Below are 23,399 nucleotides of genomic sequence, written 5' to 3'. Positions count from 1 at the left end.
GTTACTCATGCTTGCGAAACGTACTATCGCCCAAACGCTCGGCGCCGGCTTCGGGATCGTCATCCTGATTATCGGCATCCTGATCGGCATCGCCCGCAACGGCTTTGGCCAGATCAACGATGCCACACAGTGGAACATCCACACCTACAAGGTGCTCGATGGCGCCGCCACCCTGTTGATCAGCCTGACCAACGTCGAGACGGGCATGCGTGGCTTCGCCTTGAGCGGCCAGGACGACTTCCTGCAGCCGTTGGTCTCTGGCAAGGCCGCGTTCGAGGACACGTGGAACGAGCTCAAAACGCTCACCGCGGACAACCCGGTCCAACAGAAGCGCCTGGACGAGATCAAGGCCACTCAACAGCGCTGGATGAGCGAAGACATCGAGGCGACCTTGGCCCTGCGCCGGGACGTCGTGGCTGGCCGAGCGCCCCTGGACGCCGTCGTGCAACGCATCATCGCACGCCAGGACAAGGTCAAGATGGACGGCATGCGTGCGCTCATCGCCGAGATGCAGGCCGAGGAGGCCAAGCTGCTGACGGCCCGTACGGCGGCGATGGAGACCGCGACCAACGTTGCCAACCTGAGCCTGTTGATCGGCGGCGCCGTGGCGGCACTGCTGGCGCTGGCCATCGCCATTGGTTTGTCTTCGTCCATTCGCAAGCGGCTGAACGCGGCCATCGCGGTCGCCGACGGTATCGCCGCAGGCCGGCTCGATGGCCATATCGATACGCGCTCGAGCGACGAGATCGGCCGTCTGATGAAGGCCTTCGACGGCATGCAGACACGCCTGCGATCGATGATCACGGACATCAAGGGCGGCGCCCAGCAGCTGCTCGAGTCCGCCCGCGAGATTGCCCACACGTCCGAAGCGCTGACGGCATCGGCCCATGAGCAGTCGCACTCGGCCTCGTCCATGGCCGCCACGGTGGAGGAACTGACCGTCAGCATCGGCCACGTGGCGACCAGCGCCAACGAGGCGCACGCGATTTCCACCGACTCCGGCAAGCTGTCGACCGACGGCGGCGCAGTGATCCAGAACACGCTGCACAGCATGAGCCGCATCGCCGGCACCGTGCAGCATTCGGCGCAGCAGATCGGCGAACTGGGCCGGCACATCGAGCAGATCACCTCGGTCGTCAACGTGATCAGCGCGATCGCCGAGCAGACCAACCTGCTGGCCCTGAACGCCGCCATCGAGGCGGCCCGTGCCGGCGAGCAGGGGCGTGGGTTCGCGGTGGTGGCAGACGAAGTGCGCCTGCTCGCCCAGCGCACGGGCACCTCGACGTCGGAGATCGGCGACATGATCGGCAAGATCCAGTCCAGTGCCCAGGATGCCGTCAGCCAGATGGACGTGGGGGTCGAGCAGGTCAACCAGGGGCTGGAGCTGACCCAATCGGCCAATGCGGCGATCGAGCAGATCCGCGGCGGTTCGGGCCGCATCATCGGCGTGGTGGATCAGATTTCCATGGCCTTGAACGAGCAGACGGCGGCCAGCCAGGACGTCGCGCGCAGCGTCGAGCGCATCGCCCAGATGGCGCAGGAGAGCAGCGAGCGCATCCGTGGCGCCTCGCAAAGTGCAGCCAACATCGAACGGCTGGCGCATGCGCTGGACAAGCAAGTGGCCCAGTTCACGCTCTGACGCGCCAGGGTAGCTGCGGGGCAGGCTGAGGTACGCTGGCCTGCCCCGTAAGTCGGCCGAGTGGAATGGCCGCCTTTGCCGAAAAGAGGCGGAGAGCAGAGGGGCCGTGTGATAGAATTCGGCCCCAAATCGGCCCAAACCTTCCGTTGAGCCCGAATCACCCCTCTGAAAGCCCCGCAGGATAAGCTCTTGATCTCTACCGCCAACATCACCATGCAATTCGGTGCCAAGCCGCTGTTCGAAAACGTCTCGGTCAAGTTCAACAACGGCAATCGGTATGGCCTGATCGGTGCCAATGGTTGCGGCAAGTCGACCTTCATGAAGATCCTGGGCGGCGACCTGGAGCCGTCTGGCGGGCAGGTGATGCTCGAGCCCAACACCCGTCTGGGCAAGCTGCGCCAGGACCAGTTCGCCTACGAAGACTTCAGCGTCATCGACACGGTGATCATGGGCCATGAGCAGCTGTGGAAGGTCAAGGCCGAGCGTGACCGCATCTACTCGCTGCCGGAAATGACCGAAGACGACGGCATGGCCGTCGCCGAGCTGGAGACCGAATTCGCCGAGATGGACGGCTACACCGCCGAATCGCGCGCCGGTGAACTGCTGCTCGGCCTGGGCATCCCGCTGGAGCAGCACTTCGGCCCGATGAGCGAAGTGGCACCCGGCTGGAAGCTGCGCGTGCTGCTGGCCCAGGCGCTGTTCTCCGACCCGGACGTGCTGCTGCTCGACGAACCGACCAACCACCTGGACATCAACACGATCCGCTGGCTGGAAACCGTGCTCACCGCGCGTAACAGCACCATGATCATCATTTCCCACGACCGGCACTTCCTCAACAGCGTCTGCACCCACATGGCCGACCTGGACTACGGCGAGCTGCGCCTGTTCCCGGGCAACTACGACGAGTACATGACCGCCGCGACCCAGTCGCGCGAGCAGTTGCTGGCCGACAACGCCAAGAAGAAGGCGCAGATCGCCGAGCTGCAGACCTTCGTCAGCCGCTTCTCGGCCAACGCCTCCAAGGCCAAGCAGGCCACTTCGCGGGCCAAGCAGATCGACAAGATCCAGCTGGCCGAGGTCAAGCCGTCGAGCCGGGTCAGCCCGTTCATTCGCTTCGAGCAGACCAAGAAGCTGCACCGCCAGGCGGTCACCGTCGAGAAGATGGCCAAGGCCTTCGACGAGAAGGTGCTGTTCAAGGACTTCAGCTTCACCGTCGAGGCAGGCGAGCGCGTGGCGATCATCGGCCCCAACGGCATCGGCAAGACCACCTTGCTGCGCACCCTGGTCGGTGAACTGACCCCGGACAAGGGCGCGGTCAAGTGGACCGACAGCGCTGAAGTCGGCTACTACGCTCAGGACCATGCCCATGACTTCGAGGACGACGTGAGCCTGTTCGACTGGATGGGTCAGTGGACCCAGGGCGAGCAGACGATCCGCGGCACCCTCGGCCGGATGCTGTTCTCCAACGATGAGATCCTCAAGTCGGTGAAGGTGATCTCCGGGGGTGAGCAGGGGCGCATGCTGTTCGGCAAGCTGATCCTGCAAAAGCCCAACGTGCTGGTGATGGACGAACCGACCAACCACCTGGACATGGAGTCGATCGAAGCGCTCAACCTGGCACTGGAAAACTACCCAGGCACCTTGCTCTTCGTCAGCCACGACCGTGAGTTCGTCTCGTCCCTGGCCACGCGCATCATCGAGCTGAGCGCCGATGGCGTGGTGGACTTCAGCGGCACCTACGACGACTACCTGCGCAGCCAGGGCGTACTGGTCTGAGGCGCGTCGCCCGGCCGACAGGCGCTGCCTGACACAGCCGGGCGAGCCTGATCCATCCTTGAGGAGGCCTGCCCATGTCCCATGCCTTCACCTTGCTTGCCTCGCCAGTGGGCGTGCTGACCCTGGTGGCGCGCGAGTCGTCCCTGGCGGCGGTGCTCTGGGAACAGGAGCGGGCCAACCGCGCGGTGTTGGGCGAGCTGCATCGTGACGATGGACACCCGGTATTGCAGGAGACGAGCCGACAGTTGGGCGAGTACTTCGCGGGTGAGCGCGAAGCGTTCGATCTGCCGTTGTCGTTTGTCGGCACGGCGTTTCAGCGCCAGGTCTGGGAGGCGTTGCTGAGCATTCCGTTCGGCGAAACGTGCAGCTACGCCCAGATCGCCGCGCAGATCGGCAACCCGGCGGCAGTGCGGGCAGTGGGGGCGGCCAATGGGCGTAATCCGATTTCGATCATTGCGCCCTGCCACCGGGTGATCGGTTCGGCAGGGACGTTGACCGGGTTCGCGGGTGGGCTGGAGGCCAAGCGGTACCTGCTGAACCTGGAGGCGCGGCAGGGGGCGTTGGGGTTCTAGGCAGGTAGGTGGCGTGGGTTAAGCGGCAGGTCATAAGCCACAAGCCACAAGTGGCGAGGTCAGGCGCTGCGGGATCTGCTGCAGGCCTCAGGCTGACACCATTTCCCAACGATACATCCTGGTTTGCCTCTTACCCCTCAAGCCGCCAACGATGCCATGACCACCGTCTGCACATGCCCGGTCCCGGTATCCAGCAAGACCATGCCTTCCTGCGTCTCATCCAGCTCGACCAGCAACTGCCCCTGCGCGTCCCAGGCCGCCGACCGCCCTGCGGCGACGAAGTCCTCCACCGGCCCGACGGTGTTGGCCATGATCACGGGCAGGCTCAGGCGCCGGGCCACGTCGGCGTAGTGTTCGAACGCCTTCGGCAACCCGCGCGCTGCCTTGGCCACGCTCACCATGTACAGGTCGGCGCCCAAGGCTTGCGCCTGCTGCGCATGGTTGAGGAACAAGGACTCGTGGCAGATGGCAGGCGCCACGCGGCGGTCGCCGACGTCGATCAGCACGTGCTGGTTGCCCGGCACGAACCAGTGCAGTTCATCCTCGTGCAGGCGTCGCTTGGCGTAGCTCAGGCGGGGTTGGCCGGCGCGCAGGATCGACATGCCGATGCGCACCCCCTGGATGCCCGAATAGGGCAGGCCCACGGCCACGCCGATGGACTGCGCGTCGCAGGCCGCCTGGAGCGCGTCGAGCAAGGGCGTGCCTTCGGCCACCGACGCCTGCCGGGCCATGCTCGGGAAGTAGCCCGTCAGCGACAGTTCAGGGAACACCACCAGGTCGGCGCCCAGGGTCTTGGCTTGCGTCAACCACCACAGGTGACGCTGGAGGTTGCCGGGAACATCGTCCTGGAGCGAGGCCATTTGTACGGCGCAGATCTTCATGGTCGTTCGTCCTTGGCGAATGCCGGTGCGTGAGAAAGCGGCGAGCATACGTGGGCATGCCCTAGATCACCAGCGCAACAGGTCGGCCCGTCCGGTGATTCGTCGGTGAGTCACCAGGGGCAGGGCGCTTGCGCGTTGCTCACCAGGCCAGGTGAACCAGCACACCCAGCGCCAGCAGCAACAGCATCGCCCCCGACAACCGCTCCAGCCAGGGCAAGGCGGTGGTGAAGCAGGCCAGGACCCGACGATGCCCCATCGTCAGGGCGACTGCCAGGTCCCAGGCCAGCACCGCCGTGAACATCCAGGTGCCATACGCCAGTTTCCAGCCGACGCTGGCCTGCGAACCGCCGACCAGGCTCGCCAGGCTGACGTAGAACAGCGCGTTCTTGGGGTTGAGCAGCCCCGATGCCAGGCCCAGGCCGAAGGCCCGCCACCATCCGTTTCGGCGATGCGTGGTCGAGCCCCCGTCGTCGAGCTTCAAGGGGCTGGCGCCGGCGTACCGAATGAACAGCACGCCGATGTAGATCAGGTAGGCACAGCCTGCCAGTTGCAGCCCCAGGAACAGGATACTGTCAGGGTGCAGCAGCGTGACCCCGGTGAATGCGGCGACGATGAACACCCCGTTGGCGAGCGCGATGCCCAGGCAGGCGCCGCTGGCGACTCGCCATCCCGCGGTGATGGAGGTTCGCACGACCAGGAAGAAGTCAGGCCCCGGCGACAGGAGCGCCAGAAAGTGGGCCAGGGCGATGAGGAGGAACTGTTCCATGCGAAGCGTTCTCAGGCAGTCGAAGACGCCGAGAGTCTGCCGCCCTGGCCAGGCGGCGTATTGAAGATTATTGCACCCCTGTCGTTCGGTACAGACCTGGCGTGACGCCGGTATGGGCCTTGAAGACACGCTGGAAGTGGCTCTGGTCGGCGAACCCCAGGCGATAGGCGACATCGGCCAGTGGCCGACCTTCACGCAACCACGCGCGGGCACGGTTGATGCGGGCATTGAGCTGATAGGCGTGCGGTGTGAAGCCGGTGGCCTGGCGGAAGGCGCGGATCAGCTGATAGCGGCCCATGCCGACCAGACGCGCCAGGTCGGCCAGCGGCAGTTCGAGCCGCTCACCGTTCATGTGCGCGAGCAGTGCGTGCAGCTTTTCGCTGTCCAGGACGGGCAGGGGGGGCGAGGCGGGCAGGGCGAGCCGGGACAGGTCATGATCGCCGAGGAACTCGATGACGGCGGCTTCCTTGTCGTGTGCCGTGGCCTTGGAGAACAGCAAGTCATTGAGGGCGCAGAAACGCTGGTACAGCGTGGGCGCGCGCGCGATGCAGACACCGTCTGCCACCTGCGGCAGGTCTGCCTGCCATTCCTCATGCAGCGCCTCCAGCCAGGCCGCGTCCAGGTGCAGCATCTGGTAGCTCCAGGCGCACCCAGGGTCCGGGTTGCAGGCGTGCAGGCAGTGCGCCGGCACGAAGACCAGCGTGCCAGGTGTCAGGCGCTCGCTGCAGGTGCCTGCCCCTTCGAAACGGCTGCTGCCGCAGTCCACGGCGCCGATCGAATAGGTCGGGTGACTGTGGGCCTTGTAACAGGCACGGCTGTGACAGGCGCGACGGCTCTCGATCCAGGGCAGGGCCGGATCGCGCCAGAACGCTTCGAGGGATGAGGACATTGCATGACCTGATGGGAAGACAGGTGCAGTCTAGCGGCCAAGCGAGGGCCCGACCAGGGAAGCGACGGGCGCTTGCCGATGACAAGCGGTTCAGGGCCCGAGCCTGGCGTCTGCTCCAACGCGTTCGCGGAGGAGGGCAGCGCCAGGCCTCTCCAGGGCCACGCACAGGCTCGACGCTTCAGAACTGCCAGCGCACGCCGAGTTGCCCCCCGCTGCGTGCCTGGTCCCGCGCATCCAGGTTGGCGCCGTACCGCACCCCGGCATGCACGCTGAGCGCCTCGCTGATCTGCCCCACCACTCCGATCTCGGCCTGTGCCGCCGTCTGCCGGTAATCGGTCTTGATCCGGTCGACGTTGTCGAACACCACCGTGTCGTGCCCGCCCGCGGTGTGCAGCACGTCCACTTGCAGGTAAGGCTGCACGACACGTTCACGCGTGCTGACGAACGTCCCCTCCAGGCGTGCACCCAGTCGCCCGGTCACGTCGGGCTGGCTGTCGAAGCCGATGCGCGAGGCGCTGTCGCGGGCCGCGTGCAGGTTCGTCTTCTGCGCGATGACCTGGGCCTGCGGCTCGACCGTCCAGTGCTCTGACAGGGTCAGCGGGTGGCCGGCTTCCAGCGAGGCGGTCCAGGCGTTGCCGTCGAGGTCGATCCGCTGGCCCCGGTCGGAGCGGGCGCGGCCGTCCAGGTCCGTGTACTGCACCACGGCATCGACGTAGGCGCCGCCAGGGGTCACCAGGGTCCAGTACAGCCCTGCGCTGTCACCGTCCAGGCGCAGGTCGCCGACCTGGGTGTCCTTGCGTCCCAGGGCGAAGCCTTTCACATCGCCTTCGAGACGGCCTTGGCCGACGTACATGCCCACGTGCTGGCGGTACCCCCCTTCGGCCCAGGCATACAGATCCTGGCCCACCTTGAACCCATACAGGTCGCCGTCCAGGCGCGGGCTGACCGTACCGGACCACTGCTGGCGCAGGTTGCCACCATAGGCCTGCCCCCAGCTGGCGGGCAGGCCGCCATTGCCCTGCAGCAGGCGCTGGTCACCCTGGCGCTGATGGAAACTGCCCAGCGTCTGGCGGGCGATCAGGCCGGCGCCGCGTGGCGCGGCGGCATAGACAGCCACTTCAGGTCGGTACAGCGCAACGGCCTGCACCTCGGTGGCCGTGGGCAGTGGCGCCTGCCCAGGCGCTGGCGCGGCGATGGGCGTCTGCACCACCGGCGTTGGCGTTGGCGTGGGCACGGGGACGGGCTGCGGATCGCCCCCCGGGTCGACGGGTGTCACGGGGGGCGACTCCGGTGCCGGCTCGGGTTCAGGGCCCGGCGTGACGGGCGGTTCAGTCACTGCCGGCAACGTCGAGCGCAGGTACCAGCTGTTTTCGCTGCCGGCGGTGACGCCGCCCTTGAACAGTCGGTAGTCATAGGCACCCACCGACAGCACCTGGGTCTGGACGAAGGCATTCGTCGTGCTGGTGGCGCCGTCGCGGGCCTCGACCACCTGGATGCCGTTGACGCTGGTGACGGCACCAGTACCGTTCAGGTTGTCCACCAGCAGGGTGGTACTGCCGCTGATGCGGCCGCGGCTCACCACCAGGCGGTCGGAGGGCGCTTCATCGCCGGCCAGCACGCTGTTGACCCGCAGCGTACCGCCGTTGCCCGTGTAGTCTCCCTGGATCTCGAGACGGCCTTGGGCATCGTTGCCGCCACGCAGGTCGAGCGTCCCGGCGTTCACCACGCTCACGTTGCGACCGGTCGTGAAGGGGCGGAGGCTGCCGCTGCGGGAGGCCACGGTGCTGCTGGCGTCGATGTCGAACGTACCGCTGCCGGTAGCAGGGTCGCCCAGCACCAACGCGTCGTCCAGGGTCAGGCGGCTGGCACGGGTCAGGGCGATCTGCTCGAACTGCCGGTACAGCCCTCCGTTTGCCGGCTGGCTGGCCTCGAAGGTCAGGCGGTCGTCGCCCAGGCCGCCGTCGATGACGCTCTGCAGTGTCTCGCCTGGCAGGTCGGCCAGCAGTGCGGTGTCGTCCCCGGGGCCCAGGTCGACGCTGCCGCCAAGGGTCCCGCCGTCCCAGGTGAACTGGTCCTGGCCGAGGCTGAGCAGTACGTCCCCCTCGATGCGACCGCCGTGTATCAGTACCTGGTCGTCGCCACCGCTGACGCTGATGTTGCCGCCGATGCGGCCGTCGAAGACCTCGATGTAGTCTCGGTCGAAGGCTGCGATCAGGTTTCGCTCGATCTCGCCGCCGCGCAGGATGAAGGTGTTCTGGTCCAGCCGCATGTTGACGCTACCGATCTGCCCGCCCTCCATCTCGGCATAGTCGCCGCTGTCGAAGGTGCCGACGATCCGTCCGCCGGTCATGTAGAACCGGTCAAGACCGTCGCCTTGGTTGACGCCACCTTCGATGAGCCCGGCGCTCATGCGGAACACATCGATCCCGGCACCCTGGTTGAGCGTGCCACCGATCCGTCCCGAGGCGATCTCCACCGTGTCGGCGCCGGGGCCGAAGGTCACGTTGCCGGTGATCTCGCCCGTGCCGCCAGGGGGCAGCACGAGGGTATTGTCGCCCGAGAGAGCGGTCAGCGAGGGCGCGCTGCCACTGTCGCATCGGTAGTTGCCGTTGCCTGCACCAGAAGCGAAGTCACAGGCCGCTTCGGCAGTGGGCGTTGCGAGGGTGACCAGGGCGAGTGAGCCCAGGGTGAGCCAGACAGGCCTGTGCATCGTGCATTCTCCGTCCATCCTGCGGCCGCGACCACTGCCACGCAGCCTGGCCGTGAGGGCTGTGGAGGTCATGCCGAGGTTTTACAGAGGGTGCACGGAGAGGAACAACTGACAGAACTGTCTGGAAGCTTTAAGCCATCACGTCAGTCCCGGTAGAAGACCTGCACCAGGTGAAAGCCGAAGCGGGTCTTGATCGGCCCATGGACCACCCGCAGAGGCTTCTTGAAGATGACCTGGTCGATCGCCCCCACCAGCTGGCCGGGCCGTACCTCACCCAGGTCGCCGCCGCGTTTGCCGGACGGGCAGGTGGAGCACTTGCGCGCCAGCACGTCGAATGCCTCGCCCTTGGCCAGGCGCTGCTTGAGCTGTTCGGCCTCGGCCGCTGTCTTGACCAGGATGTGACGCGCTTGTGCTTTCATGAAACGGTGCCTGAAGACCAAAGGTCGCGATTATGCCTGATAGCACCCGCGTGGGCCTACCTTGCGTCGGGCCAGGGGGGAGCTGATCCGCAGTGCCGGCTGGGGCCGGGTTCAGGCTGGGCGCCTGCGGCAATCGCTGCTGGTTCGAGATACCCTCAGGCATGCTGCAACCTTATGGGAAGCTGGCTTGCCAGCGACAGGGCCGAGGCCGGCGCCGAAGGTCCTGGCCCTATCGCCGGCAAGCCGGCTCTCATAGAACATAAGATAAGTTTTTGATTTTAAAAAAATTACCTACAGAACCTTATGGACCCTGCGGGCCCAATCGCGGCACAGGGGCCGCTCCTACAGGAGCGTGAGTGTGTTCTGAATCACCGCATTGGCGCTACGGGTGTAGGAGCACCCCCGTGCCGCGATGGGCCGCAAAGCGGCCCCAGAAACCAATCAGCGACACAGTATCTGAGCACTGCCAGCTATCGCCATGTTCTCTGCGCGACAACGCGGCGGGCGGACTCCCACAATAACCGCGTCGTGGTCGGGTTCAGGCAGAGTGTCCACGACAATCGCTGCGGGGGCCGGGCTCTTCAGGAACGCCACCCCTTCAACCGGCCTTCAACTCCGATCGATCCCTGAACTGCTCCAGCGCCTCGGGGTTGGCCAGTGCATCGGTGTTCTTCACCGGCAATCCATGCACCACGTTGCGCACCGCCAGCTCCACCAGCTTGCCGCTGAGGGTGCGCGGGATGTCGGTCACCTGCACGATCAGCGCCGGCACGTGCCGCGGGGTAGTGAACTGGCGGATCACCTGGCGAATGCGCTGACGCAGCGCCTCGTCCAGCTGCAGGCCCTCGCGCAGGCGCACGAACAGCACCACCCGTACGTCGTCCTGCCATTGCTGGCCGATGGCGATGCTTTCCACCACGTCCTCGACCTTGTCCACCTGCCGGTAGATTTCGGCCGTGCCGATCCGTACCCCGCCAGGGTTGAGCACCGCATCGGAGCGGCCATGGATCTGCAGGCCGCCCTCGGCCTGCTCCTCGGCATAGTCGCCCTGGCACCAGACCCCCGCGAACTGGTCGAAATACGCCGCCCGGTAGCGTGAACCGTCCTGGTCACCCCAGAACCCCAGCGGCATGCTGGGAAACGGCTGGGTGCAGACCAGCTCGCCTTTCTCGCCCACCACCCGTTGCCCGGCCTCGTTCCACACCTCGACGGCCATGCCCAGTCCCTTGCACTGGATCTCGCCACGCCGCACCGGCAGCGTCGGGTTGCCCAGCACGAAACAGGACACGATGTCGGTGCCGCCCGACATCGACGCCAGGCACAGGTCGGCCTTGAGGCGCCCATACACGTAGTCGAAGCTCTGCGGCGACAGCGGCGAGCCGGTGGACATCAGCGTACGCAAGCTGCCCAGGTCGTGCGTGCGCATCGGCTCGAGACCGTGCTGCTCCAGGCTCGCCAGGTACTTGGCGCTGGTCCCGAAAGCGGTGATGCGCTCGGCGTCGATCAGGTCCAGCAAGCGTTCGGGGCCGGGGTGGAACGGTGAGCCGTCGAACAGCACCAGCGTGGCGCCGACCGCTAGCCCACTGGCCAGCCAGTTCCACATCATCCAGCCGCAGGTGCTGTAGAAGAACAGCACGTCGTCGGCCTTCAGGTCCGCGTGCAGGCCGTGTTCCTTGAGGTGTTGCAGCAACACGCCGCCGGCGCGGTGGACGATGCACTTGGGCACGCCCGTGGTGCCGCTGGAGTAGAGGATGTACAGCGGATGGTCGAAGGGCAGGGGCGTGAAGGTCGGCTCGCCGCCTGGCTGGTACCAGTCGTCCCACAGGCAGGTCGGGACGCCGTCGAACGCCCCGGCCTCGGTCTGCGTGCGGGTATAGGGCACCACCACCAGACGCTCCACGCTCGGCAACTGCGCCACCACCTGGTTGATCTTCTCTACCTGGTCGATGGCCTTGCCCGCGTAGTGATAGCCCGCGCAGGCGATCAGTAGGCGTGGTTCGATCTGGCTGAAGCGATCGACGATCCCGTGCACGCCGAAGTCCGGCGACGAACTGGACCAGATCGCCCCCATGCTGGCGCAGGCCAGCATCGCCACCAAGGTTTCCCAGGTGTTGGGCATCACCGCCGCGACACGGTCCCCTGGCTGGATGCCCGCCTCGTGCAGTGCCCGCTGCGCACCGGCCACATGGGCCGCCAGTGCCGCCCAATCGAGTACGCGACGGGTGCCATCCTCACGCACGCTGACCAACGCAGGCCGTGTGTTCCGGCGGCGCAGCAGGTGTTCGGCGTAATTGAGGGTGGCACCTGGGAACCAGCGCGCCTCGCTCAGCGTCTGGCCTTGTTCCAGGGCGGTACGGGGCGGCTCGCTCCAGCGCACCTCGAAACAGGCCGCGATCGCCTGCCAGAATGCGCCAGGGTGCTCGACGCTCCAGCGGTGCAGGGCAGGGTAGTCGTCGAGCGACAGGCCGTGGGTGTGGTTGAGCTGCTTGCGCAAGGCGTCCATCCGGCTCTGGCTCACACGCTCGGGCGAAGGGCGCCACAGAATCTGACTCATGGTCGACTGCTCCATTGACTCGCAGGCCCAGCCTGGGGCTGGGCGAATTATTGTTGTCGTGCGCACTATGCCAGCGCCCTCACTGGGCCAGCCAGCCCCCGTCGACGTTCCAGGCGGCGCCGCGCACCTGACTGCCCGCCTCGCTGCACAGGAACAACACCAGCTGGCCCAGGTGCTCGGGCGTCACGAAGGCCCCGGACGGCTGCTTCTCCGCCAACAGCGCCTGCTGGGCGTCGGCGACCGACTGCCCCTTGGCGGCCCGGTCGTCGATCTGCTGCTGCACCAGGGGCGTGAGCACCCAGCCTGGGCAGAGGGCGTTGCAGGTGACCTGGCTGTCGGCGGTCTCCAGGCCGACCACCTTGGTCAGGCCGATCACGCCATGCTTGGCGGCCACGTAGGCAGCCTTGCCGACCGAGCCGACCAGGCCGTGTACGGAGGCGATGTTGACGATCCGCCCCCAGCCAGCGGCGCGCATACCGGGCAGGGCGAAGCGGGTGCAGTGAAAGACCGCCGACAGGTTCAGCGCGATGATCCGGTCCCAGGCTTCAGGGGCGAACCGCTCGACCGGCGCGACATGCTGGATGCCGGCATTGTTGACCAGAATGTCCAGGCGACCGACCTGCTGCTGGATCTGCTCGAACAGCGCCTCGATCTGGGCCGGGTCGGACAGGTCGGCCGGCAGGTGCCAGACCTGCGTGCCGTGGGTCGCCACGGCTTCGACGGCCGCCAGGGCATCGCCGAAGCCGGTGAGCACGATGTTGGCGCCCGCCTGAGCCAGGGCGTGGGCGATGCCCAGGCCGATACCGCTGGTGGAACCGGTGACGAGGGCCGTTTTACCGCGCAGATCCATGGCGTGCTCCTTGTAGGCAAAAGGTAGCGACAGCGTAGCCTTTATCGAAGCCGGATGGGCACGTGTGGCAGGGGGCAAACGGAGATTGGCGGATCAGGCCGCTGCCAGGGCAGGGCACAGGCGATGAGGGTGTGCGGGCGCACAAGGGCCTGTATCAGGCGAGCATCGAAACGCACACGGGGCAGGCTGAGCGCTTCATCCTCGTCCCTGTCCAGGCAGGCCTGGATCGGCGACGTGACGAAGCGTACAGCCTGCCCCGTGTGGGGGTGCAGCGAGGACGGATCAGTCCTGGCGGCTGGTCACTTCCAGCAGGTGGTAGCCGAACTGGGTCTTGACCGGACCTTGTACGGTGTTGACCGGGGCGCTGAAGACCACGGTGTCGAATTCCTTGACCATCTGGCCTGGGCCGAACGAGCCCAGGTCACCGCCTTGACGGCTGGACGGGCAGGTGGAGTTGTCCTTGGCTACCTGGGCGAAATCGGCGCCCCCTTCGATCTGGGCCTTGAGTTCGTTGCACTTCTCTTCGCTGTTGACCAGGATGTGACGGGCGGTGGCGCGTGCCATGGGAAAGACTCCTTCAAGTAAAACGACAGCCTAGCGCATCTGCGGTGGCGGTGTCTCGTGGCACGTGCGACCGCCTGCGCATTCAGCCACGGCGTGCCGCGTCGAGCAGCGCCGCTTCGGTCGAGGTCCAGCCCAGGCAGCCATCGGTGATCGACACACCGTATTTCAGCGGCCCCTTGCCGAGCGCCTGGCAACCGTCGAACAGATGGCTTTCGAGCATTACCCCTACCAGAGAGCGATCACCGGCCTCGCGCTGGGCCAGTACGTCGCGCAAGACCCCCGGTTGCCGGGCCGGGTCCTTTCCGCTGTTGGCATGGCTGCAATCGACCACGATACGTGCAGGCAGCCCGGCCTTGGCCAGGCCCTGGCGCGCCTGGGCGACGCTGTCGGCGTCGTAGTTCGGCCCCCCGTGCCCGCCACGCAGGACCAGGTGGGTGTCCGGGTTGCCGAGGGTCTCGACGATCGCCGGGAAACCCTGGGTATCGATGCCGAAGTGCCGGTGCGGGTGGGCAGCGCTACGGATCGCATCGCAGGCGATGGCCACGCCGCCGTCGGTGCCGTTCTTGAACCCGACCGGCAGGCCCAGGCCACTGACCAGCTCGCGGTGGATCTGCGACTCGGTGGTGCGCGCGCCGATGGCGGCCCAGCTCAGCAGGTCGTCGAAGTAGCCGGCGGCCATCGGCTGCAGCAGCTCGGTGGCCACGGGCAGGCCGCGCTCGAGCATCCCGAGCATCAGCCCGCGCGAAACGCCAAGCCCCGTGTGCATGTCGTCGCTGCCGTCCAGGTGCGGGTCGTAGGCCAGGCCTTTCCAGCCCACCGTGGTACGCGGCTTCTCGACGTAGGCGCGCATGACCAGCAGCAGACGGTCGCCGAGCGTCTCGCTCAAGGCGGCCAGGCGGTCGGCGTAGTCCAGTGCGGCGCGGGGGTCGTGCAGGGAGCAGGGGCCGACGATCACCAGCAGGCGTGGATCACGGCCTTCGAGGATGGCGCGTACGGCCTGGCGATGGCGTTCGACTTGCTGGGCCAGGGCGGTGGACAGCGGCATCTGCTGCTTGAGCAGGTGCGGGCTGGGCAGGCGGCGGCTGACGACGGTGTTGGCAGCCTGGGGTTGGGTCAGGGGCAGGGCGGCGGTAGAAGCGTGCATGGCAAGGTTCCTTGGGGCGGACAGCGGGTCGTGGCCCGCGCTGTCGGCCCTATCGAGGTGTTCGACAGATGGCCGGTGAGGCGATGGGTGATGAAGTGCCACCTGTGGAGGACCGAACGGAGGCGGCAGGCTGGCCCGAACGGGATTGGCTAAATCGCCAGGCAGCGCGCTGGTAACGGTCGTAGGCGTAGGTCATGTCGGTATCCTCGGTGTGAAACGGTATGAAAGGGCCTGAAACGCAAAACCCCCGATCGGAGGGCCGACCGGGGGTTGAGTATTCTCGTATCGGCGGCCCCTCGAAGGTGGGCGCCGGTGTGGGTATCAGCGGCGCCTGTGGCTAAACCAATACCCAAAATAGCTGCAGCCAAGCGTCTCGCGGCCGGCCACGGCCCGCACGGCACGCGCGGGGCGGGCAGTGTGATCGGCGAGGTGGCGAAGGCGGTGGGACATGGGTGCGCTCCAGTGAATGAGCCCGAGCTTACGTCAGCGGTAGGGCGGGGATCAATGGCTTTTTTGGCCGGGAGTGGTATTTTTCCTACAAACCTGATGTGGGCTTGCCTGCGATGCAGGTGGTGACGGGGCAGACGCTATCGCGGGCAAGCCCGCTCCCACAGGCCCTTGATCGTCTGTACCTCTGCGGTGTAGCTACGGGTGAGCGGCCCCAGCCGGGGCGCCGGACCGGCCGCGATTGGGACCGCAGGGCCCACAGCCCCCAGCGATGCGTACTTCACAGGCTCACTTCCCCCTCAAGCCTTCGGCACGCCCCGCCCATCACCCGCCGCACCCTGGCCACCCTCCGCCAACCGATGCCGCAGATGCCCCTGGTCATCGAGCAACCACGCATCCATCACCTCGCGCACCACCGGCCCGGCCACACGCCCACCGGCCTCGCCGTTCTCGATCATCACCGCGACCACGATCTCCGGTCGCTCCGCCGGTGCGAAACCGACGAACAAGGCGTTGTCCCGGTGCCGCTCCAGGGTCTTATCACGGTTGTAGCGCTCGCCCTGCCGGATCGCCACCACCTGCGCCGTGCCGCTCTTGCCGGCGATCCGGTATTGCGCGCCCGCCGCTGCGGCCCGGGCGATGCCGCGTGGGTCGTGCATGACCATCTGCATGCCCTGGTTGACCTGGTCCCAGGCATGGGCGTCGTGCAACGTGATGTTGGGCATCGGGTTCGGGTCGATCGGCGCCTGGCCGTCCACCGTCAAGGCCAGGTGCGGCCGGTGCCAGACGCCCTTGCTCGCCAGCAGGCTGGTGGCCTGGGCCAGTTGCAGCGGGGTCACCTGCATGTAGCCCTGGCCGATACCGAGGATCAGGGTTTCGCCCGGGAACCAGGCCTGGCGCCGGGTCGCGCGTTTCCACTCGGCCGACGGCATCAGGCCGGGCGACTCCTCGAACATGTCCAGCGACACTTTCTGGCCCAGACCGAAGGCGTTCATGTAGTCGTGCAGGCGGTCGATCCCCAGCTTGTGCGCCAGGTCGTAGAAGTAGGTGTCGTTGGAACGCATGATGGCCGTGTACATGTCCACCCAGCCGTCGCCGCTGCGGTTCCAGTTGCGGTACTTGTGCTCGTAGTTGGGCAACTCGTAGTAGCCCGGGTCGAACACCCGGTTGGTCGGCGTGGTCGCGCCGCTGTCCAGGCCGGCGATGGCCACCTCCGGCTTGATGGTCGAGCCGGGTGCGTACAGCCCGCGCAGCACACGGTTGAACAGCGGGCGGTCGATCGAGTCGCGCAGCGCCGCGTATTGCTTGAAGCTGATGCCCTTGACGAACAGGTTCGGGTCGAAGCCTGGGTTGCTGACCATCGCCAGCACGTCGCCGCTGCTCGGGTCCAGCGCCACCACCGCGCCACGGCGATCGCCGAGGGCTTTCTCGGCGGCCATCTGCAAGTGCGCGTCCAGGGTCAGCACCAGGTCCTTGCCGGGGGTCGGGTCCTGGTGGCGCAGTACCCGCATGACCCGGCCCTGGGCGTTGGTCTCGACCTCTTCGTAGCCGACGTGCCCGTGCAGCTCGGGTTCGTAGAAGTGCTCGATCCCGGTCTTGCCGATCGACTGGGTACCGCGGTACTCGGTGCTGTCGAGGCGCTTGGCCTCCTGTTCGTTGATCCGCCCGACGTAGCCGACCGAATGGGCGAAATGCTCGGCCAGCGGATACTCGCGGATGAACTGCGGCTCGACCTCCAGCCCCGGCAGGCGGAACTGGTTCACCGCGATCAGCGCGATCTGCTCCTCGCTCAGCCCCACCATCAGGGTCACGGGTTCGAACGGCTTGCGGCCGCGGCGCAGGTCCTTGTCGAAGCCTTGGCGATCGTCAGGGTCCAGCGCGAGGATCTGTGCCAGGGTATCGAGCACCTGGGCTACCTGGGCCGTGTTGCCGGCACGTTCGCGAGTCAGGGTCAGGTTGAAGCTGGGCTTGTTGTCCGCCAGCACCACGCCGTTGCGGTCGTAGATCAGGCCGCGCTCGGGCGGGATCGGCAGCACGTGTACCCGGTTGTTCTCCGACACGGCACTCTGCTGGTCATGCTGCACCACCTGCAACACGTAGAGACGGCCGACGAGCGTGACGGCCAGCAGTAGTACCAGCGTGGCGCAGACCAGCACACGGCGGTTGACCAGGGTTTTCTCGGTGTCGTGGTCCTTGAGCGGGATCGGTTGGGGCATCGGTGGCGATGAATCCAGGGTAAGCGCGCAAACGGCGAGGCGGGCAGGGGCGGTAATTCGGGCGGTGAATCCTACGCATCCCGCCCGGGCGGCTCAACGTCGGTAAGTCCGATGCCTCCTGCCAGCACTGTGAGACACCCTGGCGGCGGGCATTTGCGCGGACATGAAGGTTTGTTCATGTGGTGCTGGGGCGGTGGGTCGAGCGGATCCTGGGCGGCTGGCCTGGGCTCGGCGCTGCCCATGGTGCGGTGTTTCATGGGCCCTTCGGGCCTGATCGCGTCACAGGGGCCGCTCACGGAAACGCAGTGCGGATAGGCCAGTCCAACGCAATCCCCTGTAGGAGCGGCCCCTGTGCCGCGATTGGGCCCGAAGGGCCCACGCCTGTCAGTCGCCTGCATAGCCAAGGGTGAGGGCACCGGCCTACGCCACTCACACCTGCAACAACAGCAACGCCCCCAGTAGCGCCGGCGGCATCACCACCACCCCCAGCCGCAGGAAGCGCCAGGCGCTCACCTGTTCCCCCTCGCGACGGATCGCCACCAGCCACAGCAAGGTCGCCAGGGACCCGGTGATCGACAGGTTCGGCCCTAGGTCCACCCCGATCAGCAGCGCCGCCGTGGTCTGCGCTGGCACGTGCGCCAGTTGCCCGATCGATCCGGCGATGAGCCCGCTCGGCAGGTTGTTCATCAGGTTGCTGGCGATCGCCACGGTGATCCCCGCCGTCCAGCTCGCCTGGGTCGGCGAGGCCTGGGCCAGGGCCGCCAGTGCGTGCGCCAGGCGTTCGATGATCCCGGTGGCAGCGACGGCCTCGACCAGCACGAACAGGCCGGCCACCAGTGGCAGTACGCCCCACGACACGTGCCGTGCCATCGGCCAGGGGCTGCGCTTCTGGTAGAGGTGGACCAGGATGGCGGTGGCCACCCCCGCGCAGAACGTCGGCAACCCCAGCGGCACGTCCAGCGCGGACGCCGTCAGCAGCACCGCCGCGGTCACCGCGATCCCCCCTGCGCACAGGCGCGCGCCGGTCGGCAGGGGGGTGATCTCGATGTCCCGCGCCAAGGGCTGGCGCAGCTGGCGTCGCTGGGTCAGGCGCAAGGCCAGGTAGGTCAGGCCGATGGACGCCAGCGACGGCAGGCTGAACTGCCGCAACCAGTCCAGCAGCGGCGGCAGGTGGCTGCCGAACACCACCAGGTTGGCCGGGTTGGAGATCGGCAGCACGAAGCTCGCCGCGTTGGCGATGAATGCACAGATGAACAGGTACGGCAGCGGTTCGGCCTTGGCCGCCTTGCACGCGGCGTACACCGCCGGGGTCAGCACCACCGCCGTGGCATCGTTGGAGAGGAACACCGTGACCAGCGTGCCCACCCCGAACACCAGGTCGAACAGGCGCTGGCCCGACCCCTTGGCATGGCGCACCGCGTACCGCGCCAGCCAGTCGAACAACCCCTCCTGACGCGCCAGCTCGGCCAGCACCATCATGCCGATCAGAAACAGGTACACATCGCTCCCCATGCCCACGGCGCCGAGCGCCGCACGCGGAGTGATCAGGCCCAGCACCGTCAGCAGCACCGCGCCGCCGATGGCCCAGACGTACTCGGGCACTCGCCACGGTCGCAGGATGACGCCCGCGGTGGCCACTGCAGCCACCCCCCAGATGATCCAGGACGGATTGATCGTCGACATACGTCCCCTCAGCTCCCTGCCACGGGGCGCAGGCCCGTCTCGGTGTCGGCGGATGCGGCGCCCCGGCCGCTTTCCGGCATCGCCAGCCACAGCAGCAGGAAGGCCACCGCCGCGATCCCCGCCAGGGTCAGGAACGCCGCGTCATACCCGGCCGACTGCACCACCAGCCCGGCGATGCCAGGGCTCAGCGCAGCGCCCAGGCCGAAGATCGCGGTCAGCGCGCCCAGGCTCACGTTGAAGCGTCCCGAGCCTTCGGTCAGGTCCTTGACCACGATCGGGAACACCGCGCCGAAGATCCCGGCGCCTATCCCGTCGAGCAGTTGCACGCCCACCAGCCAGAACGGATTGTCCGACAGCACGTACAGCGCACCACGCAGCGGCAGGATCAGAAAGCCCAGCAACAGCAGCGGCTTGCGCCCCCACACCTCGGCCTTGGCGCCCACCAGCAGGGCCATCGGCACCATCACCAGCTGCGCCGCGACGATGCACGCCGAGGTCAGCGGCGTCGCCAGCTTCAGGTCGACCTGCGACAGCTTCTGGCCCACCAGGGGCAGCATCGCCGCGTTGGCCAGGTGGAACAGCGCGCAGCACGCCGCGAACACCAGCAAGGGCCGGTTGCGCAGCAAGAAGGCGAAGCCTGCCGGATTGGCGCCGTCATCGTGCGCCAGGCCACGGGCGCGTTGATGATCGATGGCCTTGGCCGGCACCCGGCTCACGGCAACCATGCTGGCCACGGTCATCACCGCCATCAGGTAGAACACTACCACCGGCCCGAAGGCATAGGACAGCCCGCCCGCCAACAGCGCCGAGCAGGCGTTGCCGGCATGGTTGAAGGTCTCGTTGCGGCCTATGCGTCGGGTGAAGACCTTGGGGCCGGTGATGCCGAGGGTGATCGCCGCGATGGCCGGCGCGAATACCGACCCGGCAATCGCGCTGACTGTCTGGGTCAGGGCCACCAGCCCGAACGAATCGATCATCGGCAGCAGCAGGCAGCTACCGGTCACCAGCAGGGCGGCGACCACCACCACGGCACGCTTGGCCGAGGTGCGGTCGATCAGCGCGCCGGCCGGCGTCTGCGCCAGCAAGGCAGCAACCCCGGCCACGGTCATGACCAGGCCGATGCTCGCCGGTTGCCAGTGGTGCACGGCCAGCAGGTAGATCGCCAGATACGGACCGAGCCCATCGCGCACGTCGGCGAGAAAGAAGTTCAGCCAGTCCAGGGGTGGGTTGCGGGGGGTGGAGGGCGCAGTGTGGTCCAAGGGGCGGTACTCGGAAAAAGGGGTCAATGAACACCCGTGGTCCACCTGCGTGTGGCCGACGGATGTCGGCAACGGGAGGCTCAGCTTCCTTGGCAATGGGCACGACGGTTCGAGTTCGCACGTTCCGGCGCCGGCACTGCGTTCGATGCCGGAAAATCGCTGGAAGAGGGGAGCCTCTGTGCAGAATGACCATCGCCCGAGGCGTCCGGTTCCAACCTCGCGTGCTCGGCGTGCAGGCCTCGCTACCCGTGACCTGCACGCCCCCCGTGCAGGGCCTCGGGCAATGCCGTTCAGCCCGCTTCGGAGAAGTCCGCCACGGCCACCGTGCGGCGGAAGCCCGCGGTCAATACGCCCAGGTAGGCCACCCCGAGCAGGAACCAGCCCACCCCGATGGCCAGGGTCAGGCCGGACAGGCTGGTCCACAGCCACAACGTCAACGCCAGGCCCACCAGCGGCACCACGCCATGCAGGCCCCAGCGCCGCGTCTGACCAGGCGCCGGCGTGGCCAGCAGGTGCGTGCGCAGCACCGCCAGGTTGACCGCGGAGAAGGCCACCAGGGCACCAAAGCTGATCAGGGAGGCCAGTGTGCCCAGGTCGACGAACAACGCCGCCAGCGAGACCACCGACACCACCAGCGTGGCGTTGAGCGGCGTGCCGAAGCGCGGCGACAGCGTGCCGAACAGCCGTGTCGGCAGCACGCGGTCGCGGCCCATGCTGTAGAGGATGCGCGACACCGCAGCCTGCGAGGCCAGCGCCGAGCCCAGGTTGCCGGTGACGAACGCTGCGGTGAAGAAGCTGGCCAGGAAGCTGCCGCCGGCCTTGACCATCACCTCGTTGGCGGCGGCATCGGGGTTGGCGAAATGGCTGCCGGGCAGCACCAGTTGGCTCAGGTAGGCCAGGGCGGTGAACAGCACGCCGGCCAGCAGCGTGGTCAGCAGGATCGCACGCGGCACGTCGCGGCGTGGGTCGCGGGTTTCCTCGGCCAGCGTCGACACGGCGTCGAAGCCCAGGAACGACAGGCAGAGGATCGCCGCGCCCGCCATCAGCGGCGCGAACCCCGGCTGGCTGCCATCGCCCAGCAGCGGGCCCAGGTAGTCGACCGGCGCGGCGTCCAGCGACGCCCGGGACAACGCCACGAACACGGCGATGAACACCAGCTGGGCGCCGACGATCAGGTTGCTGGTCTTGGCCACCGAGCGGATGCCGCCGATGTTGAGCAGGGTGACCACGACGATCGACACCAGCACGAAGACCCAGGCCGGGATCGCCGGGAAGGCGATGTTGAGGAACAGGCCGATGAGCAGGTAGTTGATCATCGGGATGAACAGGTAATCCAGCAGCAGCGACCAGCCGGCCAGGAACCCGGCGTTCGGGCCGAAGGCGATGTGCGTGTAGGAGTAGGCCGAGCCCGCCACCGGGTGACGGCGCACCATGATGCCGTAGGAGGCCGCGGTGAACAGCATGGCCAGCAAGGTCACCAGGTAGGCCCCGGCGGTGCGTCCACCGGTGATCTGCGTGACGATGCCGTAGGTGGTGAAGACGGTCAGCGGCACCATGTACACCAGGCCGAAGAAGATCAGCGCAGGCAGCGTGAGCACGCGGCGCAGTCGAGGGTCGGGGAGCGGAGAAGGCGAAGCGGCGCTGTGGCTCATGAGTCGTGTCCCGTTCTTGCTTTTTTGTAGGGAGGTGCGCGAAGGCATGACGTGGCGACGAAGGCGTGTCGCCAGAGGCACGCTATCACCGAGTCCGGGCAGGCGTCAGGTTAAACCTGCGTGCACGGCTGCAAGCGGCGCTTGCCGGGCTGCCCGTGCGCTGCCTATTGCGCCCAGGCCGGATCGGTGGTGAAGGCGATGGTCAGCCAGCGGTTGGCATCGTCGCCGCCGATGGCCTCGCCGATGCGGTCGCGCAGCGTATCCCATTGTTCGAGCGTCTGCGCGGGCCAGCCGCCGGGGACGATGAAGTAGATCTCGATCTGCCGGGCCCGGCCGACCTTGGCCACGTAGGTCTGGTGACCGATGAAGCCTTCCTCGGCCACCACCCGCGTGGCGATCGCATCGACCTGCTGCTTGAGGTCGGCGGGCGTCAGCATGAGCACGTCGGAGAACGCCCGGTGCAAGGTCTTGAGCGGCAGCGGGACCAGGCAGGCGCAGATCACCGCCAGCACGGCCGGGTCGATGTAGGGCAGCAGCCAGCCCCAGCGCGTGTCCTCCAGCAGCAGGCCGATGGCGAAGGCCACCAGCAGGGCCGCCGAAATGCTCCCGGACATGATCCAGGTCTTCACGTCCAGGGCAATGAAGTCCGAACGCAACGTCTGGTTGGCCTTGTGGGCGTACAGCGTCATGCCCGTGCAGACCGCCACCGCCACCATGGCGTAGAACACCGCATAGTCGAAATGCAGGGCCTGGCCGCCGTCCAGCAGGCTGCCGATGGCATTGATCAGCGCGTACAGCGACACCGCGCACAGCAGCGTGCCGTTGAGCATCAGCACCATCGGCTCGAGGTGCCAGAACCCCATGTTGAAGCGCTCGCCCAGCTTGCGACTGGCCGCACCGGAGCCGGTGTGCCGCCCGATCAGCGACGTCACCGCCAGCGCCAGGCCGCTCATCAGCGCGTCGATCAGCGAGTAGAAGCCGTCGAAGACGATGGAGAACGAGCCGGAGAGCAGCCCGGAAACGATGCCGAACACGGCCAGCAGCACGGTGCAGAGGATCGAAAGCTTGAGGACGGCGGATTCGGTCCACACGGTGAGGGGTCCTTGTACGGGCGGAGAAGAAAGGCGGTGAAACGGGACAGTCTTGGCTGCGCAGGGGGTGGCGTCAATGTGCGTGGTCGCACAGGGTGCTTGCAGGGGTGAATGGGGGAGGCGAGGTGGGGAGGGTATTTGATGCTGCGGTTCGGTCAGAGGGTCTGTATGTAGAAAGACGGCGGGGCGGGTTTTACGGGCCCTGCGGGCCCGATCGCGGCACGGGGGCCGCTCCCACAAGGGACCGCGCTTTGCCTGTAAGACCGGGCTGTTGCCATGACCCGGCG

General features: G+C 67.2%; 17 protein-coding genes and 1 pseudogene. 4 read left to right on the top strand and 14 right to left on the bottom strand.

From position 1 onward, the window contains the following. Positions 1-7: 7 nt before the first annotated feature. The 4 genes and pseudogenes from G7Z99_RS20235 to G7Z99_RS17735 all read left to right on the top strand — a co-directional run. A pseudogene (locus tag G7Z99_RS20235) lies at positions 8-781 on the top strand (CHASE3 domain-containing protein); the annotation flags it as partial. Continuing rightward, complete coding sequence (locus G7Z99_RS20230) at positions 758-1,639, top strand: methyl-accepting chemotaxis protein (protein WP_375139168.1); 882 nt, start codon at positions 758-760, stop codon at positions 1,637-1,639. The pseudogene G7Z99_RS20235 and the gene G7Z99_RS20230, both read left to right, overlap by 24 nt. A gap of 189 nt (positions 1,640-1,828) precedes the next feature. Beyond that, the gene (locus G7Z99_RS17740; RefSeq protein ID WP_181096081.1) at positions 1,829-3,415 is read left to right on the top strand and encodes an ABC-F family ATPase; all 1,587 of its coding nucleotides are present in this window, start codon (positions 1,829-1,831) and stop codon (positions 3,413-3,415) included. Positions 3,416-3,489: 74 nt separating this feature from the next. Continuing rightward, positions 3,490-3,987: a methylated-DNA--[protein]-cysteine S-methyltransferase gene (locus G7Z99_RS17735; protein ID WP_181096079.1), complete on the top strand. Its 498-nt coding sequence runs from the start codon at positions 3,490-3,492 to the stop codon at positions 3,985-3,987. Between the two features lie 137 nt (positions 3,988-4,124). Here G7Z99_RS17735 and G7Z99_RS17730 read toward each other — a convergent pair whose 3' ends face one another. The 14 genes from G7Z99_RS17730 to G7Z99_RS17665 form a co-directional block, all read right to left on the bottom strand. Then, positions 4,125-4,868 (bottom strand): carbon-nitrogen hydrolase family protein, encoded by a 744-nt coding sequence (locus G7Z99_RS17730; RefSeq protein ID WP_181096077.1) that lies wholly within the window; start codon positions 4,866-4,868, stop codon positions 4,125-4,127. Positions 4,869-5,007: 139 nt separating this feature from the next. Then, positions 5,008-5,634, bottom strand: a complete 627-nt coding sequence (locus G7Z99_RS17725; RefSeq protein WP_181096075.1) for a LysE family translocator — start codon at positions 5,632-5,634, stop codon at positions 5,008-5,010. Between the two features lie 67 nt (positions 5,635-5,701). Further along, positions 5,702-6,523 (bottom strand): AraC family transcriptional regulator, encoded by an 822-nt coding sequence (locus tag G7Z99_RS17720; RefSeq protein ID WP_181096073.1) that lies wholly within the window; start codon positions 6,521-6,523, stop codon positions 5,702-5,704. Positions 6,524-6,701: 178 nt separating this feature from the next. Beyond that, positions 6,702-9,233, bottom strand: coding sequence for an autotransporter family protein (locus G7Z99_RS17715; protein WP_181096071.1), 2,532 nt, complete (start codon positions 9,231-9,233; stop codon positions 6,702-6,704). Between the two features lie 143 nt (positions 9,234-9,376). Next, on the bottom strand, positions 9,377-9,652 hold the full coding sequence (locus G7Z99_RS17710) for a peptidylprolyl isomerase (RefSeq protein WP_181096069.1): 276 nt from the start codon (positions 9,650-9,652) through the stop codon (positions 9,377-9,379). Positions 9,653-10,250: 598 nt separating this feature from the next. Next, on the bottom strand, positions 10,251-12,206 hold the full coding sequence (locus G7Z99_RS17705; protein ID WP_181096066.1) for an acetoacetate--CoA ligase: 1,956 nt from the start codon (positions 12,204-12,206) through the stop codon (positions 10,251-10,253). 79 nt (positions 12,207-12,285) lie between these two features. Beyond that, on the bottom strand, positions 12,286-13,056 hold the full coding sequence (locus G7Z99_RS17700) for a 3-hydroxybutyrate dehydrogenase (protein ID WP_181096064.1): 771 nt from the start codon (positions 13,054-13,056) through the stop codon (positions 12,286-12,288). A gap of 282 nt (positions 13,057-13,338) precedes the next feature. Further along, positions 13,339-13,620, bottom strand: a complete 282-nt coding sequence (locus G7Z99_RS17695) for a peptidylprolyl isomerase (RefSeq protein ID WP_181096062.1) — start codon at positions 13,618-13,620, stop codon at positions 13,339-13,341. 82 nt (positions 13,621-13,702) lie between these two features. Further along, on the bottom strand, positions 13,703-14,764 hold the full coding sequence (locus G7Z99_RS17690; RefSeq protein WP_181096060.1) for a 3-deoxy-7-phosphoheptulonate synthase: 1,062 nt from the start codon (positions 14,762-14,764) through the stop codon (positions 13,703-13,705). A gap of 746 nt (positions 14,765-15,510) precedes the next feature. Continuing rightward, on the bottom strand, positions 15,511-17,427 hold the full coding sequence (gene mrdA / locus G7Z99_RS17685; protein WP_181096058.1) for a penicillin-binding protein 2: 1,917 nt from the start codon (positions 17,425-17,427) through the stop codon (positions 15,511-15,513). Positions 17,428-17,856: 429 nt separating this feature from the next. Further along, positions 17,857-19,110 (bottom strand): arsenic transporter, encoded by a 1,254-nt coding sequence (locus G7Z99_RS17680; RefSeq protein ID WP_181096056.1) that lies wholly within the window; start codon positions 19,108-19,110, stop codon positions 17,857-17,859. Between the two features lie 8 nt (positions 19,111-19,118). Continuing rightward, positions 19,119-20,369, bottom strand: a complete 1,251-nt coding sequence (locus G7Z99_RS17675) for an MFS transporter (protein ID WP_181096054.1) — start codon at positions 20,367-20,369, stop codon at positions 19,119-19,121. A gap of 290 nt (positions 20,370-20,659) precedes the next feature. Beyond that, a complete protein-coding gene (locus G7Z99_RS17670) occupies positions 20,660-22,021 on the bottom strand; it encodes an APC family permease (protein WP_181096052.1) in 1,362 nt (453 codons plus the stop codon). Between the two features lie 164 nt (positions 22,022-22,185). Further along, the gene (locus G7Z99_RS17665; protein ID WP_181096050.1) at positions 22,186-23,112 is read right to left on the bottom strand and encodes a cation diffusion facilitator family transporter; all 927 of its coding nucleotides are present in this window, start codon (positions 23,110-23,112) and stop codon (positions 22,186-22,188) included. Positions 23,113-23,399: the final 287 nt, after the last annotated feature.

Origin of the sequence: Pseudomonas entomophila (assembly GCF_013523165.1) — a bacterium.
Lineage (GTDB): Bacteria > Pseudomonadota > Gammaproteobacteria > Pseudomonadales > Pseudomonadaceae > Aquipseudomonas > Aquipseudomonas entomophila_A.
Note: the sequence above shows the minus strand (reverse complement) of the source record. Positions and strands in the feature narration are given on the sequence as shown.